Origin of the sequence: Burkholderia sp. Ax-1724 (genome assembly GCF_011752995.1) — a bacterium.
GTDB lineage: Bacteria > Pseudomonadota > Gammaproteobacteria > Burkholderiales > Burkholderiaceae > Paraburkholderia.
Genome location: NZ_VWWL01000022.1, coordinates 102,640 through 117,679, shown reverse-complemented (window position 1 = coordinate 117,679; position 15,040 = coordinate 102,640). Strand labels below are relative to the sequence as shown.

Genomic DNA, 15,040 nt, shown 5'->3' with positions numbered 1-15,040 from the left:
CAGCGCTCGGCCGACGGTTACGCGATCGTCGCGCAAGTCGCGCCGCTTGCCTGTCCGGCCGCGAGACGCCCGCGTATCATGTGAACAATCTCCGGCCGGTCCGACGCCGGATACGTCATCCCGGCACCACGGGCCGCGTCTCGACAGCCTGCCCGCGCGCACCACCGCAAACGAATAACGCGCTTGCCGGCACGACCCACTCCAGAAACCCAAAAAACTTGAATTCCGATACCCGCCAACACCTGCGCGCCAACGTGCTGATGCTGATCGCCGCAATGATCTGGGGCTCCGCGTTTGTCGCGCAGCGGCTGAGCCTCGACGCGATCGGCCCGTTTCTGTTCACCGGCCTGCGCTTTCTGCTCGGCGCGCTCGTCGTGCTGACGATGATCGTCTGCGTACGCCGCCCGGCGCTCGCCGAATTGACGAGGCGCGAGCCGGGCGGTGCTCGCGAACTGCTCGGCGCCGGTGGACTGCTCGGTGTCGTGCTGGCCGTATCGATTTCATTGCAGCAGATCGGGCTGCAATACACGAAGATCGCCAACGCCGGCTTCATCAGTTCGCTGTATGTCGTGATCGTGCCGTTGCTCGGCGTGCTGTTTCGCCATAAAACCGGACTCGGCACGTGGCTCGGCGCGCTGCTCGCGGCCGTCGGCATGTATTTTCTGAGCGTCGACGAACATTTCTCGATGCTATACGGCGACTGGTATCAGCTCGCGGGCGCGCTGGTGATTTCCGCGCAGATGATGCTCGTCGGCCGCTTCGCGGCGCGCCACGACACGCTGATGCTCGCGCTCGTGCAGTTCGTGACCTGCGGGCTCGTGTGCCTCGCAATCGGCCTCGCGGTCGAGCCGGTCAGCGTCGCGGTGCTCACACGCGCGGCGCCGACGATCGCGTATGGCGGAGCGATGTCGGTCGGCATCGCCTATACGATCCAGGTGGTCGCCCAAAAGCATGCGGCGCCGTCGCACGCAGCGGTGATCTTCAGCATGGAAGGCGTGTTCGCGGCCCTCGCCGGCTGGCTCGTGCTCGGAGAAACGCTGACGGCGCGCGCGCTGTCCGGCTGCGCGCTGATGCTGGCGGGATTAATCGTGTGTCAGGTGCTGCCGGGCTGGCGGCGCAACCGCGAACGCGTGCCGCAAGCGTCGTAAGCGGCAAACCCAGCGGTGCCTGTCCGATTGAAACCCTTCATGCGGCCCGCGGATGCGCATACAGCTTCGGCGTATCGGCGGTGGGCGGAAACACGCACCAGCAGCCGTCGTCGTGACGAAAGAAGAACAGGCCGCGCGCGCCCTCTTCCGACGACGTCTCCACCCGCACATAACGCCGGCCGCCCAAGCGCGTGCGGCTGAATTCCGTGACGTGAACCAGCGCCGAAGGCAGCGGCGCAAGCCACTTCTCGACCAGAAACCGCAGCGACTGCTCGCTTGCGGATCTCATGATCCGCTCCGGACCGGTTTGTCCTGATGGGCGTCGCGCGTGGACTCGATGCTGTCGCCGTCGTCGGCGGCATGTTCGTCGGTTTCGGCGGCGGCCAGCGCCATCGCCCGATTGGTCGCTGCCGCCCTCAAGGTACTGCAATGAGCCGCATGCCGAAGGTCCGAGAGAAGACGGACGAGTTGTCGTGCTGATCTGCGTTTCATACATCCCCCCGCATTGCACCAAGAACCTCAGAAATCACTTTAACTCTATGCCGGGATGGCTCGGTGCCCAAATGTTTTTGACTAAATAGCAACAGTTGCGCTTGCAAAAAGAAAGCGCGCAATCTTCATGCCGCGGTTCGAATGTGCGCGTCCGGCGCGCGAGGGTCTGTGCGGTGGCGAGCTCTTCGCGTCGCGCGAACTGCGGGCTGTCGCACACGGCGAAAGGCGCTCGAGGCGACAGGTTATCCACAACAAGCTATGAACAACGTCGGGATATCCCGTCGAACAGCTTGTGTGCGAAATCTTGATAAAGACGGGTGCCGGTCAACGTGCTGCCGAACTTATCCCGCTTATGTAGTTTTTCTACAACCGTGTTCCGCAGGGTTATGGGTTTTGCATCACCTTGATGAAGCGAGGAATTTTGGCGTTATCCACAGAACGGGTAAGCCTTTGTTAACTATTACTACATATGTATACGTATGAAGTAAAAAACATAGGATAAGTCCCGCTGCGCGCGCGGATGACAGGCTGGGCAGCGCTTGATCGACCTGAATCCGCAGGCTGCACCGCGATGTTGGCCGCCTCGACGTTTATGGTGCGGGGCTCGCTCCGCTCGCCGGCTGGATGCCGGCCGCCTGGCCGATCGCATCGGGCAAAGTAGGAGCCAGCGCGGGGACCGCCACTGGCGCCGCAGCGGCGATTGACGCGTGAACCGGCTCAGGAACCGCGGTGGGCGTCGTCACCGGAACCGGCGCCGATGCAGGCTCCGGTGCAAGTACCGGCGTCGGCATCGGTTCGGGGGCCGGCAGCACGCGCGTTTCGATTGTGCTGCTCGTCACCGGCTGTGTGCGCACGACGGTTTGCAGGTAGTGATCGACGAGGCCGAAGAAACGGTCGTAGAACTTGCCCGACGGAATCGTCTCGCTCGATATCTTGACCATCGCGTCGCTGTTCGAGCGGATCGGCAGCGACAGCGAGCCAAGCACGCTCAGCCCGACGCTCGCCGAGGTATCGCTTTTCTTCAGCGCGAAGCCGTTCTGCACCGCGTTCACGTAGACGATGCTCGTGCTGGCCGCCTCTTCTCCCGGCGTACACACCACATGAAATTCGACGACTACGTGGGTATCGCTCGTCGGCTGGAAATTCTTCGTGCCGTCGACGGTATCGGGACGCGCCATCGTCGTCAGATAGCCTTGGCTCAGCAAGGCGCGGCGCGCGGCTTCGCAGGCGTCGGTCGTGCTCGAATTGAAGTTGCGGGCGTACGGGCTCGCACCGGTTTCGAACAATTCCTGCTGGAATTGCGGTTGCGGTGTGCTGCTGCATGCCGCGAGCGCCAGCAGCCCGAACAGGGCCGCGGCGGTGGTTCTGGAAAACGGGATCTGCATGATCGAGTACAAGGAGCGCCGCATGGGCGCGAATGGAAATGCATTGTAGAGCGCGCCGCCGGGTGTGCGTAAAAGCGTGCAGCGGGAACCTGTCACCGCGTGGCGGTGAGTGACAAAGAGACGAAACCGGGGAGGGTTGCGTGGATGCCGCGACAGTCAGCATTCGCAGTGATTGCAGCAGCCTCTGATACGGAAAGCAGGCTGAAGCGAAGGGAAAACCGTGCGGATGCGGTTAATTCGATGCGGTACGCGCCGAGCCTGAAACCGAACGTGTGGCCGGAGCCGAAGTGGCGGCCGAAGAGGAAGACACGGAAGACGCCGTCACCGCCGCACTCGCGGGTTGCACCGCCGGCACGCTAAACGCATCGGCCCACTGATTCGCCCCGGCGCAACGATCGGCCTCGCACGGCACGGCCTGGCTGTCGGCATGCTGCGTGTCGTTCTGCGGCGGAGCGATTGCGGCGAAGTCTTCGACGCGCAAGCTCACCTTCTGCGCATATGCCTTCGATCCGCCGTAGCTCTTCAGCGCGGCGCTCAGATCGCCGTTGGCCGAGCGCATATAGCCGTAAAGGATTGCCGAGCCGGCTTCGATGTTCGCGCCCGGCTCGGTGAGGTCCTTGACGTTGCGCAGCAGTCCGCGATGCGCCTGCGGCACGACCTGCATGAGCCCCGTCGCGCCGTTGGCACCGCGGGCTTTTTCCTTGAAACGGGATTCGATCGAGATGATGGCGAGCAGTAGCGCCGGCGGGAGGGAGTATTTGGAGGAGGCGGACTGCACCGCGTCGGAAATCTTTTGAGCTTTGTCCTTGGCCAGGCCGAATTTGTGCGTGAGATACGCCGATATTCGGTCGCTGTTTTCGTCGGCTGCTGCGGTTTGCATCAGGCCTAACGAAAGCACGATCAGGCAAAGTAACCGGCTCATAACGGGGACGGAAGGTAGCGGCAATCCTCGCATTATATCCCTGCCCTGTTGTCCGACACTGGGTCATTACAAATTTTGTCTTTTAAATCAAGGGGAATCGGGATGCGGGTCGGTTGCCTGAACGACTCTCTCTTGGGATAAAAGCCACCAGGTAGCGGTGCGAGTAACGAAGGCGACGTGGTCACCCGCTGTTTATCTCCAAAATTTATTCTGTTAGTTGCATTTATGGATCGACAGCGGTTGCAAGCGGAGATTTGAGACAATGGGTGCGGTCCGCACGCCCGTCAGCGCGAACTCTGGCTGCACAGCGTTCTCTTGCTGGCGTGCCGGTTCGGCGAATAACCGATGTTTTCAACCATGAGCAAAACCGCATTCATTCCCAGCGTCCCCGGCACGTCGGAGGACGATTTCGACATTTCGGCGACCGCGAAGATGGCCGGCTATCGGCGCTTCTACGGCGTGCTGAAGGTCGTGCGCAACACCGACGGCCGCGTGCTGTTTCCGTTCGACGGCGCACCGGAGCTCGGTCCGCATGCGACGCGGCTCGAAGCGATTGCCGCCGCGCAGGTGTACGGAGAGCATATCGTCACGAGCGATCTGGCCCGACCGGAGCTTTAGCCGCGAGGCGTTGCGCCTGTGCATGCGACGACGGCGGCAGTGACAGCAGGTTGCCCGCATATGGCAAACAAGGCCGCAACAGCGAACAGGCGCAATGAAAAATGAACAAGAAGACCGACATGGAAAGCGCGATGAGCCACGACGGGAAGCATGACAGGAGCCGTCGGCGCACGGCGAGGCTACCGGTTGCGGCGCTCTGTGGCGCGGCTCTGTTCGCGAGCGCGTTGGCTCAACCCGGCTTCGCGCAGGACACCACCGTCCCCGCGGATACCGTGCAAGCGGCGCTGCGTGAAGCGGACGTCGTTCATATGCGCGTGCACGTCGCCGCCGTCGATGCCGCCAGCAATCGTGTGCTGCTGCGGGGTCCGCGCGGCCAACTCGCCGACGTCGAGGTCAACCGGGGCATCGCGGACGTGAGCCGGTTGCGTGTCGGCGATCGCCTCAACGTCGCGTATCAGCAGGCGATGCTGATTCGCGTCGAGAAGCTCGCAACCCAAGATGTGCGCGAGCGCACCGAAACGACGCTCGCACTGCCGGCATCGGCGGGCGTGGTGTCGTCCGCGCATCGGGTGCGGATCGTCGCGACTGTCGTCAGGATCGATGGCAAGAACTGCACGGTGACGCTGCGTGGACCGAAACATCGGCAACTGCTGCAAGTCGCGCGCGATATTCCGCTCGACGAACTCCACGTTGGCGAGAGCGTGCGCGCCGAGTTCGTGTCGGCGGCGGCGGTGTCGTTGGTGAGAGAGTGAGCGCCGCGTTGTAGGGCAAGCTCGCGCCGGCGTATCCGTGTCCGGGAATGGGCGGATTGTTTGCCACCTGCGCCGAACCCGATTTGAGGAAACGGGAATACGCTTGCCGATAAACGCGCGCGCTTCCGAAGCCAAGCGCCGCGCGGTTGGATATACGCAGCCCGCCTCGATTCCGTCGGCCATACCACGACGACATACCGAGGCGGCGATGCATGCGCATCAATCAGCGCATGCGCACGCTTCTAGCCGCCCCGGCCGCCGCGCGCGCCGCAAGCACGCCACCGAGCGCGCCGCCGATATGGCTCTGCCACGACACACCGGGATAGACCGGCAGCACGCCGAACAGCATGCTCAGACCGTAGCTGCTCACGACGACCAGCGCCACGACGATCGAGACGAGATTGCGCGTGTAGTAACCGCGCGCAACCAGATAGCCCGCATAGCCAAACACCAGGCCGCTCGCGCCGATATGCACCGAATAAGGCGCGCCCAATAACCACGCGCAGAGACCCGCGCCCAGCATCGCGCCGAGGGTCGCGCGCCAGAAGCCGGCGATGTCCGGCCACGTGCACAACCAGCCGAGAACGAGCAGCCCGCTCGTGTTGGCGGCGATGTGCGCGAGGTTCGCATGCAGCCACGGCGCAAACAGGATGCCTTGCAGGCCGCCGAACGTGCGCGGCACGACACCGTGCTCGTTCAGATGGAGGAACGGCAACGCGGCCGACAGAAAGAACACCGCCCACATCGAGCCGACGAAGAGCGCGAGCAGTACGGCTCGAGTTTTGAGTTGGGCGGTGAACGTCGCGGTTCGCATTGGGTCGGAAGCCGAGGTCTTCATGTGTCGATGATGCCCTGCGTGGTATCGGCCGAGCGTAGTCGATAGGGTGCCGCCGCGTCGAGCCGTCGTGGAAAAAACGGATTAAGCCGACACGGCATGGGCGCTTCGCCACGCTGGGTCATTGCACTTTCTTTTGGCGAATCATGCCGCGGTTTCGCTTTCAGAATTCCGCTATGCTGAAGACGCGACAGTCGTTGAATCCGGCAGCGTCACCTCATCGGGCAAAGGCTATTTGCTTGACCACGACGACGAAATAAAACAATCGAGATAATCCGATGAAGCGGTTATTGAGTGTTGCGGCGATAGGATTCTGCATGACTCTTTCGGCGTGCGCGAGTCGCGATCAGTCCGGTCACGCGGCTACGGCCCCCGATAACACGCCCATAGGCACCGGGTACGTCACGAACGTGCTGCTTCCAGGCGGGCAAACCGCGAATGGGGATACTGGCCGAGGCAGCCGGAGTGCGAGGGAGAATACTGGGGTCAACGGGGTCAACAGCGTTGCCGGGTCCGTGGGCCCTCAAGGTGCGGCCGGCAAGCCCGGCGAACAGGGGGCAAAAGGCGACACCGGTGCGAAAGGCGAGCGTGGCGAACGCGGAGAGAAAGGCGATCGCGGCGACTCGGGCAGCAAGGGCGAGAGAGGCGATCGCGGTGAAAAGGGTGACCGGGGCGAAACAGGCGACCGCGGCGAACCCGGGCCTCCCGGCCGTGATGGTCTGCAAGGCCCTGCCGGCGTTTCGCTGGTCAGTTTGCTCTACCCGCAAGGAAAGTCGGCGGATGGCAACAACAATCCCAAACCGGATGGAGGTTCCGGCTCGCCCCCAGAGAACCTCCTGACCTCTCTCGCAAAACTCGTCACGGCATTGACGCCGATCGTTCTCGCTTTGCTCGAGATATGGAAACGCAACCTCTCCGCGGGTCGCCCACCGACTCTGCGGGAATCGAGAGAATACGCGGAAAGCAAGATATCTCACTCGCCTGATCTCTCCGAATTCGACCGTGAGAAGCTCATTGCCGCGCTCACGAGGCAGGACTTCAACCGGCGTCGGGCCCTATACCGGGCCCGACGCAACAGAACCCGCGAGCAATCGAATATTGCCCGCGTGCTTCAGTTGCTTATCGTGTGCTGCGGACTCGTCGGTATCGTCTATCTCGGTTACGAGTTGCTCGTTTCGCTGTTGATATTCATTTGCGCGTACACACTGATCCTTTCCGTTGCGCTTCTATGTTGCGCACTGGCAAAGAAACTGCTCGACGAAAAATCGCACAAAAAGAATCTTCTCGAATTCAGAGTGCGATTGATGGAAATGAAGTACGCGCACGAACTCAATATGTCCCGGCAGCGCTTTGACGAGCAAATGAAACTGCTTCAGGAAGGGAATGCGCGGCGGGATCGTAGCAATAAATTCGAGTTGTAGCTGTGTGCCGGAGAGAAGCGAGAGGCGGGATGCCATCGCATCCCGCCCAAAGCTCACTCGACAGTCACCGACTTCGCCAGATTCCGCGGCTTATCCACATCCGTCCCCCGCGCACATGCCGTGTGATACGCGAGCAACTGCAACGGCACGACGTGCAGGATCGGCGACAGCAGCCCGTAGTGCTCCGGCATCCGGATCACATGCAGCCCCTCGTCGTTGACGATCTTCGTATCCGAATCGGCGAACACGTAAAGCTCGCCGCCACGCGCGCGCACTTCCTGAATATTCGACTTCAGCTTTTCGAGCAGCGCATCGTTCGGCGCGACCGTGACCACCGGCATCGCTTCGGTCACGAGCGCGAGCGGCCCATGCTTGAGCTCGCCGGCCGGATACGCCTCGGCATGGATATACGAAATTTCCTTGAGCTTCAGCGCGCCTTCGAGCGCGATCGGATAGTGCAGGCCGCGGCCGAGAAACAGCGCATGCTCCTTGCGCGAAAACTCTTCCGACCACGCGATGATCTGCGGCTCGAGCGCCAGCACGCTGTTCAGCGCGGCGGGCAGATGGCGCAACTGCTTCAGGTAGTCCGCTTCCTGCGTGTCGCTCAGGTGACCGCGCAGCTTCGCGAGCGTGGCCGCGAGCACGAACAGCGCGACCAGTTGCGTCGTGAACGCCTTCGTCGATGCAACGCCGATCTCGCGGCCCGCATGCGTGAGGAACGACAACTCCGTCTGCCGCACCATCGCGCTCGTGCCGACGTTGCAGATCGCGAGCGTGTGCGCGTGGCCGAGCGCCTGTGCGTGCTTGAGCGCCGCGAGCGTATCGGCTGTTTCGCCCGACTGCGAGATCACGACCACGAGCGACTTCGGATTCGGCACCGACTCGCGATAGCGATACTCGCTCGCGATCTCGACCTGGGTCGGAATCTTCGCAATCGATTCGAGCCAGTACTTCGCGGTAAGCCCCGAGTAGTAGCTCGTGCCGCACGCGAGAATCAGCAGGCTGTCGATCTCGCCGAACACCTTGCTCGCGCTGTCGCCGAAGATCCACGGATCGAACGCATCGGTCTGCGGAATCGTGTCGGTGATCGCGCGCGGTTGCTCGAAAATTTCCTTCTGCATGAAGTGGCGATACGGGCCGAGTTCGACCGCGCCGCCATAGGCCGCGACCTGGCGCACTTCGCGCTGCGCGCGCTCGCCGTTGCGATCGGCGATACGCACGCCGTCGAGCGACAGTTCGCACACGTCGCCTTCCTCAAGGAAGATGAAGCGTTCGGTGCTGCCCGCGAGCGCGAGCGCGTCCGAGGCGAGGAAGTTCTCGCCGTCGCCGAGCCCGACCACGAGCGGCGAGCCCTGGCGCGCGCCGACCACCGTGTGCGGCTGGTCCTTGTGCAGCACCGCGATCGCATACGCGCCGTGCAGTTGCGCGATCGCTTCGCGCACCGCCGCGAACAGATCGCCGCGATACAGGCTGTGGATCAGGTGCGCGATAATCTCGGTGTCGGTCTGCGAAACGAACGTGTAACCCTTGCCACGTAGCATCTCGCGCAGTGTTTCGTAATTCTCGATGATGCCGTTGTGTACCAACGCGAGCGCGTCGCGCGAGAAGATCGGGTGCGCGTTGTCGGTAACCGGCGCGCCGTGCGTGGCCCAGCGCGTATGCGCGATGCCCGTCACGCCTTCGAGCTGCCCGTCGCGCACCTGGTCGTCGAGGTCGGCGACGCGCGCGACGCTGCGCGCGCGGCTCGGTCCGTTCGCGCCGAGCACGGCGACGCCGCACGAATCGTAGCCGCGATATTCGAGGCGCCGGAGTCCTTCGATCAGGACGGGAACGATATTACGTTGCGCAACCGCGCCGACAATGCCGCACATGGTTTATTCCTTTTCAGAGCCGGATTCGGGAAGCGCGCCTCGCGCGCCGTCTCCGTCAGTTTTTCTTCTTGACCGGGCGCACGTAGCCCGTTTTGCTCGTTTGAGTCTTGTCATTCAGCACCAGCGCATCGGGCTCGACGTCTTTCCAGACCGTCGTGCCCGCCGCGATCGTCGCGCCACGCCGCACGCGCACCGGCGCAACCAGTTGCGTGTCCGAGCCGACGAACACGTCGTCTTCGATCACGGTGCGGAATTTGTTCGCGCCGTCGTAGTTGCAGGTAATCGTGCCCGCGCCGATGTTCACGCGCGCGCCGATATCCGCGTCGCCGATATAGGTGAGATGGTTCGCTTTCGAGCCATGGCCGAGCACCGCGTTCTTGATCTCGACGAAGTTCCCCACGTGAGACTCGTCTTGCAGCGCCGCGCCGGGACGCAAGCGCGCGTACGGGCCGAGCACGGCCTTCGCGCCGACTTCTGCGCCTTCGATATGCGTGAACGCGTCGACGCGCGTGCCCGCGCCGATGTTCGCGTTGCGAATCACGCAGTTCGGGCCGATCGTCACGTTGTCGGCCAGCGTCACGCGGCCTTCGAATACGCAGTTCACGTCGATCGACACGTCGCGGCCGCATTCGAGCGTGCCGCGCACGTCGAGGCGCGCCGGGTCGGCGAGCGTCACGCCCGCGACGAGCAGCGCGTCGGCCACGTTGCGCTGATGAATCCGTTCGAGTTCGGCGAGCTGCTGCTTGCTGTTCACGCCGAGCGTTTCCCACTCGTCGTCGGGCTGCGTGGTGACGACTTCGAGGCCGGCTTCGATCGCCATTTCGACCGCGTCGGTCAGATAGAACTCGCCTTGCGCGTTGTCGTTTTTCAGCGCCGCGAGCCAGCCGGCGAGCCGCGCGGTCGGCGCGACGATGATGCCGGTGTTGATCTCGGCGATCTTCAACTGCTCGGGGCTCGCGTCCTTCTGCTCGACGATGCGCTGCACCTTGCCGCTCGGGTCGCGCACGATGCGGCCGTAGCCGCTCGGGTCGTCGAGCGTGACGGTGAGCACGCCGTAGCCGTCGCGGCCCGCGCGTTCGGTCAGCGCCTGCAGCGTTTGCGCGCGCGTGAGCGGCACGTCGCCGTACAGCACGAGGGTGGGTAGCGAGGGATCGAGCAGCGGCAACGCCTGCTGCACCGCGTGGCCGGTGCCGAGCTGCTGCTCCTGCACCGCGAATTGAATGTCGGGCGCCGCGACCGCTTCACGCACGGCCTCGGCGCCGTGGCCGATCACGACGATCAGACGCGCGGGCTTCAGCGCGCGAGCGGTGTCGATGACATGAGCGAGGAGCGGCTGGCCAGCCAGGGGATGGAGCACCTTGGGAAGCGCGGAACGCATGCGCTTGCCGGTACCCGCCGCCAAAATCACGATGTTCATGGCGTCGGCAATCAGACGAGTTTGGAGCCGACGATTCTAGCATGCTGCACCCGCAAAAAAGGCCGCGGGTGCGGCCTTGGCGGGAACAGAAGGCCAGCGGAAAAGCGCCGGCATATCCGCAAAATCGGGCGCTTTTCGCGGGCGGCTCTCAGAGGTCGTCGAACTGGACCAGCGAGATGGTCTTCGCGCCGGTGAGCGGTGCGCCCTCGTCGCTGCCGGTCGAGCACGGCTCTTCGTCGAAGGCGATGTCGCCGTTCGGATCGGCTTCGCCGCTTGCGCGCAGCCCCGCGAACGGGAACAGCTGATGGTCCATCAGATGCGACGGCACCACATTCGAGAGCGCGTTGAACATGTTCTCGATACGGCCCGGGAAGCGCTTCTCCCAGTCGCGGACCAGCGCCTTCATTTCGGCGCGCTTCAGGTTCGGCTGGCTGCCGCACAGATTGCACGGAATGATCGGAAATTCGCGCAGCTCCGCGTATTTTTCCAGATCGGTTTCCTTCACGTAGGCGAGCGGCCGGATCACGATGTTCCTGCCGTCGTCCGATTGCAGCTTCGGCGGCATGCCCTTCAGCTTGCCGCCGTAGAACAGGTTCAGGAGCAGCGTCTGCAGGATGTCGTCGCGATGGTGGCCGAGCGCGATCTTGGTCGCGCCGAGTTCGCCCGCGACGCGGTACAGGATGCCGCGCCGCAGTCGCGAGCACAGCGAGCAGGTGGTCTTGCCTTCGGGCACGAGCCGCTTGACGATGCTGTAGGTGTCCTGGTTCTCGATATGAAACGGGATGTCGAGCTGCGTCAGGTATTCGGGCAGCACGTGCTCGGGGAAGCCCGGCTGCTTCTGGTCGAGATTCACCGCGACGATGTCGAAATTGATCGGCGCGCGCTCGCGCAACCGCATCAGGATGTCGAGCATCGCGTAGCTGTCCTTGCCGCCCGACAGGCAGACCATCACCTTGTCGCCGTCCTCGATCATGTTGTAGTCACCAATCGCCTGGCCGACCTGGCGCGCGAGGCGCTTGAACAGCTTGTTGTTCTCGTACGCCTCTTTCTGCTCGCGGCGCGTGAGCGGCGACTTCGGGGCGCGGGCGGTTTTCGTGGCCGTAGCGGTTTCGGTGGCGTCGACCGCGCTTTGCGCCGCCGCCTGTGCCACGGCTTCGGCGTGAGCGTCGTGCCGGCCTTCGTTGAGCGTTTGCGGAGCGTTCATCGCTCAAATCTCCTTGATGCGAAAGACTTCGACGCCGACCGCATCGCAGTCCGGATAGACGTCCGGCTTCTCGGTCGACACGCGCGCGGCGCGCACGTGCGGATGTTCGAGCATCGTCGTTACGACGTCGTCGCACAGCGTTTCCTGCAGATGGATATGGCCTTGCGCGACGCGCTGCGCGATGGTCGAGCGCATGAAGTCGTAGTCGACGACTTCGTTGAGCTTGTCGTGCACCGGTGTGGACAGCGACAGCGGCACGAACAGTTCGACGTTGATGACGACGCGCTGCTCGCCGCGCTTTTCGAAGTCGTGCACGCCGATATTGATGTGCACCTCGTAATTGCGCAGAAAGAGCCGGCGGCAATCGGCAAGCCGGGGATGCGAAAGAGCGTCAAACATGTTCGTTCCAGTCAAAAAAGCGTGCGTGGCACGCAAAGGGGCGCATCACCACGCGCACCGGCCGCCTCGGCAAGGCAGGCCGCGCGCATGTCAGGCGCCCGTCAAAAACATCACGTCGCGCGGCAGCGGCACGAGATGCTGCCCGCCGTCGACCACCAGCGTCGTTCCGGTGACGCCGGCTGCATCCGCGAGATACAGCGCGGCGGCGACGATATCCTCGGGCCGCGACGCACGGCCCAGAGGCGTCGTTCGGTGAGCGGCTTCGAAGCCGTCCGGCGTCTGATCGGCCGATTGCAGCGTGAGGCCGGGCGCGAGCCCGACCACGCGGACCTTCGGCGCGAGCGCCTGGGCCAGCGCGACCGTCGCGGTCTGCAAGGCCGCCTTCGACAGCGTGTACGACAGGTAATCCGGATTCATGTTGTACAGCTTCTGGTCCAGCACGTTGATGACCACCGCGCGCTGGCTTTCGTCGCGCAAGGCGGCCTCGGGTGTCGCCTCGAACAGCATGCGCGCGAGCACGAGCGGCGCGCCGAGGTTCATCGCGGTCAGCTTGAGCAGCAGCTCGTAGCCGACGTCGCGCGCCGTGTCTTCCTCGAAACGCGACGCGTTGTTGACGATGCACGTGGGCCGCCCGAGCGCCGCGGTACAGCCCGGCAAAAGCCGCTCGACCTGCGCCTCGTCGCCGAGTTCGGCATGCAGCGCGACCGCGCGGCGGCCCATTGCGGCGATCCGCGCGACCACTTCGTCGGCTTCCTCGCGCGACGCGCCGTAGTGAACGGCGACGTCCCAGCCGCGCGCGGCAAAGCCGAGCGCGAGCGCGCGCCCAATACGGCGCGCCGCGCCCGTAATCAGCACGACTCGGGACGCGTCAGGCCGCCGGGCGGGCGGCCCGTCCGGCGGCGCTTCGGCCGCGCGGGCAGCGGTGTGCGAAGAGACGGTCATTTACAATGCGGGGATGAATCCGAAAGCTCACCAACCCGATAGTTTACCTGCTCCCGGCCCGAGCGCGCTCGCGCAGTCCGAAGCGCTCATCGCGCAGATTCGCGCGGAGCTCGACGCGGCCGGCGGCTGGCTGCCGTTCGACCGCTATATGGAGCGCGCGCTGTACGCGCCGGGGCTCGGCTATTACAGCGGTGGCGCGCGCAAATTCGGGCTGCGCGGCGACGACGGCAGCGACTTCGTGACCGCGCCGGAACTCTCGCCGCTGTTCGCCGCGACGCTCGCGCGTCCGGTAGCCGAGGCGTTGCGGGCGAGCGGCACGCGCGAGGTAATGGAGTTCGGCGCCGGCACCGGCAAGCTCGCGGCCGGATTGCTCAATGCGCTCGACGCGCTGGGTGCGGCGGGTGCCGAATTCGACCGCTACTCGATCGTCGATCTGTCGGGCGAGTTGCGCGAGCGTCAGCGCGAAACGATCGCGGCGGCCGCGCCCGCGCTGCTCGCGAAAGTGCGCTGGCTCGATGCGCTGCCCGAGCGCTTCGAGGGCGTCGTGATCGGCAACGAGGTGCTCGACGCAATGCCGGTGCGGCTCTTCGCGCATCGCGGCGGCGTATGGCACGAGCGCGGCGTGGCGTGGCGCGACGGCGCGTTCGCGTTCGACGACCGGCCGGTCGCGGCCGCCGAGGACCTTGCGCGGCTGGCGGAAATCGATGCCACCCGCGACACCCTCGGCGAAGACTATCTGACCGAAACGCATGAAGCCGCCAGCGCATTCACGCGCACGATCTGCGCGATGCTCGCGCGCGGCGCGATCCTGCTGATCGACTACGGCTTTCCGCGTCACGAGTACTACCATGGCCAGCGCGCGCAGGGCACGCTGATGTGCCACTACCGGCACCGCGCGCACGGCGATCCGTTCCTGTACCCGGGCTTGCAGGACATCACCGCGCACGTCGAATTCACGGGCATCGCCGAGGCGGGCGTCGAGACCGGCGCGGACCTGCTCGGCTTCACATCGCAGGCGCGCTTCCTGATGAACGCGGGTATCACCGAGGCGCTCGGCGAAATCGACCCTGCCGATACCGCGCGCTTTCTGCCTGCCGCGAATGCGGTACAGAAGCTATTGTCCGAGGCGGAGATGGGCGAGCTGTTCAAGGTGATCGCCTTTTCGCGCGGACTCGATGATACGCTGCGCGCATTTTCGAGCGGCGATCGCTCGCATACGCTGTGATTTCCGCCCGGCCCAAGCTCGAGGACTCGCGATGATCCGCTGGCTTCTAACCACCTTCATTGCCGTCGCAGTGCTGTCGTCCTGCTGGCCGTGGCTCAGGAAGCTCGGCATCGGCCGGATGCCCGGCGACGTGACCTTGCGGCTGTTCGGCCGGGAGTATCCGTTTCCGTTCATGTCGACGCTGGTACTGTCGATGCTGTTGTCGCTGCTGGCGCGGGCGTTGTAGGCGTTGGCGGTTTCGCGGCGCTCGCCACCGCCCTGATGGCGATGACCGGGACTGACGGCGGCGACAGCGGCCCAAACCGCCTGTACAGCCGCGTCGCCCACGAGAGCCTGTAGCCGATCGCCGCATCCATTGCACGGCGGCGCACAAGCCGCACAGCCTGCGGATTTGACAGCGGGCACTCAC

The 15,040-nt window shown here is 64.4% G+C and carries 14 protein-coding genes and 1 pseudogene; 6 read left to right on the top strand and 9 right to left on the bottom strand.

Going from position 1 to position 15,040, the window contains the following annotated elements:
* Positions 1-218 precede the first annotated feature (218 nt).
* Positions 219-1,148 carry a DMT family transporter gene (locus tag F3J19_RS24850; RefSeq protein ID WP_167047532.1) on the top strand — a complete coding sequence of 310 codons (930 nt, stop codon included), beginning with the start codon at positions 219-221 and terminating at the stop codon, positions 1,146-1,148.
* 37 nt (positions 1,149-1,185) lie between these two features.
* On the opposite strand, the gene F3J19_RS24845 is transcribed toward F3J19_RS24850, so the two are convergent.
* The 3 genes from F3J19_RS24845 to F3J19_RS24835 all read right to left on the bottom strand — a co-directional run bounded on the left by F3J19_RS24845 (position 1,186) and on the right by F3J19_RS24835 (position 3,947).
* Positions 1,186-1,437: a hypothetical protein gene (locus F3J19_RS24845; protein ID WP_167047530.1), complete on the bottom strand. Its 252-nt coding sequence runs from the start codon at positions 1,435-1,437 to the stop codon at positions 1,186-1,188.
* A gap of 793 nt (positions 1,438-2,230) precedes the next feature.
* Positions 2,231-3,049, bottom strand: a complete 819-nt coding sequence (locus tag F3J19_RS24840; RefSeq protein ID WP_240159213.1) for a DUF2242 domain-containing protein — start codon at positions 3,047-3,049, stop codon at positions 2,231-2,233.
* A 208-nt stretch (positions 3,050-3,257) separates the two neighbouring features.
* Complete coding sequence (locus F3J19_RS24835) at positions 3,258-3,947, bottom strand: transglycosylase SLT domain-containing protein (protein WP_167047527.1); 690 nt, start codon at positions 3,945-3,947, stop codon at positions 3,258-3,260.
* A 357-nt stretch (positions 3,948-4,304) separates the two neighbouring features.
* On the opposite strand from F3J19_RS24835, the gene F3J19_RS24830 reads away from it, so the two are divergent.
* Both F3J19_RS24830 and F3J19_RS24825 read left to right on the top strand, forming a co-directional pair.
* Positions 4,305-4,565, top strand: a complete 261-nt coding sequence (locus F3J19_RS24830) for a DUF6723 family protein (protein ID WP_167047524.1) — start codon at positions 4,305-4,307, stop codon at positions 4,563-4,565.
* 101 nt (positions 4,566-4,666) lie between these two features.
* Complete coding sequence (locus F3J19_RS24825) at positions 4,667-5,317, top strand: hypothetical protein (RefSeq protein ID WP_167047521.1); 651 nt, start codon at positions 4,667-4,669, stop codon at positions 5,315-5,317.
* A 223-nt stretch (positions 5,318-5,540) separates the two neighbouring features.
* Here F3J19_RS24825 and F3J19_RS24820 read toward each other — a convergent pair whose 3' ends face one another.
* Positions 5,541-6,131, bottom strand: a complete 591-nt coding sequence (locus F3J19_RS24820) for a rhomboid family intramembrane serine protease (protein ID WP_240159212.1) — start codon at positions 6,129-6,131, stop codon at positions 5,541-5,543.
* Between the two features lie 536 nt (positions 6,132-6,667).
* Here F3J19_RS24820 and F3J19_RS24815 point away from each other — a divergent pair.
* Positions 6,668-7,573, top strand: a complete 906-nt coding sequence (locus tag F3J19_RS24815) for a collagen-like protein (protein ID WP_240159210.1) — start codon at positions 6,668-6,670, stop codon at positions 7,571-7,573.
* Positions 7,574-7,626: 53 nt separating this feature from the next.
* On the opposite strand, the gene glmS is transcribed toward F3J19_RS24815, so the two are convergent.
* The 5 genes and pseudogenes from glmS to F3J19_RS24790 all read right to left on the bottom strand — a co-directional run bounded on the left by glmS (position 7,627) and on the right by F3J19_RS24790 (position 13,406).
* Positions 7,627-9,444: a glutamine--fructose-6-phosphate transaminase (isomerizing) gene (glmS, locus tag F3J19_RS24810; RefSeq protein ID WP_167047513.1), complete on the bottom strand. Its 1,818-nt coding sequence runs from the start codon at positions 9,442-9,444 to the stop codon at positions 7,627-7,629.
* A 55-nt stretch (positions 9,445-9,499) separates the two neighbouring features.
* Positions 9,500-10,861, bottom strand: a complete 1,362-nt coding sequence (glmU, locus tag F3J19_RS24805) for a bifunctional UDP-N-acetylglucosamine diphosphorylase/glucosamine-1-phosphate N-acetyltransferase GlmU (RefSeq protein WP_167047510.1) — start codon at positions 10,859-10,861, stop codon at positions 9,500-9,502.
* A 148-nt stretch (positions 10,862-11,009) separates the two neighbouring features.
* Positions 11,010-11,927, bottom strand: a pseudogene (gene ttcA, locus F3J19_RS24800) (tRNA 2-thiocytidine(32) synthetase TtcA); the annotation flags it as partial.
* Between the two features lie 141 nt (positions 11,928-12,068).
* Entirely contained in the window at positions 12,069-12,464 is a 396-nt protein-coding gene (locus F3J19_RS24795) for a dihydroneopterin aldolase (RefSeq protein WP_167047507.1), read from the bottom strand.
* A 90-nt stretch (positions 12,465-12,554) separates the two neighbouring features.
* Positions 12,555-13,406, bottom strand: coding sequence for an SDR family oxidoreductase (locus tag F3J19_RS24790; protein ID WP_167047504.1), 852 nt, complete (start codon positions 13,404-13,406; stop codon positions 12,555-12,557).
* A gap of 13 nt (positions 13,407-13,419) precedes the next feature.
* On the opposite strand from F3J19_RS24790, the gene F3J19_RS24785 reads away from it, so the two are divergent.
* Together F3J19_RS24785 and F3J19_RS24780 are read left to right on the top strand one after the other, a co-directional pair.
* Positions 13,420-14,631: an SAM-dependent methyltransferase gene (locus tag F3J19_RS24785; protein ID WP_167047501.1), complete on the top strand. Its 1,212-nt coding sequence runs from the start codon at positions 13,420-13,422 to the stop codon at positions 14,629-14,631.
* A gap of 31 nt (positions 14,632-14,662) precedes the next feature.
* Positions 14,663-14,857, top strand: a complete 195-nt coding sequence (locus tag F3J19_RS24780; RefSeq protein WP_167047497.1) for a DUF2905 domain-containing protein — start codon at positions 14,663-14,665, stop codon at positions 14,855-14,857.
* Positions 14,858-15,040: the final 183 nt, after the last annotated feature.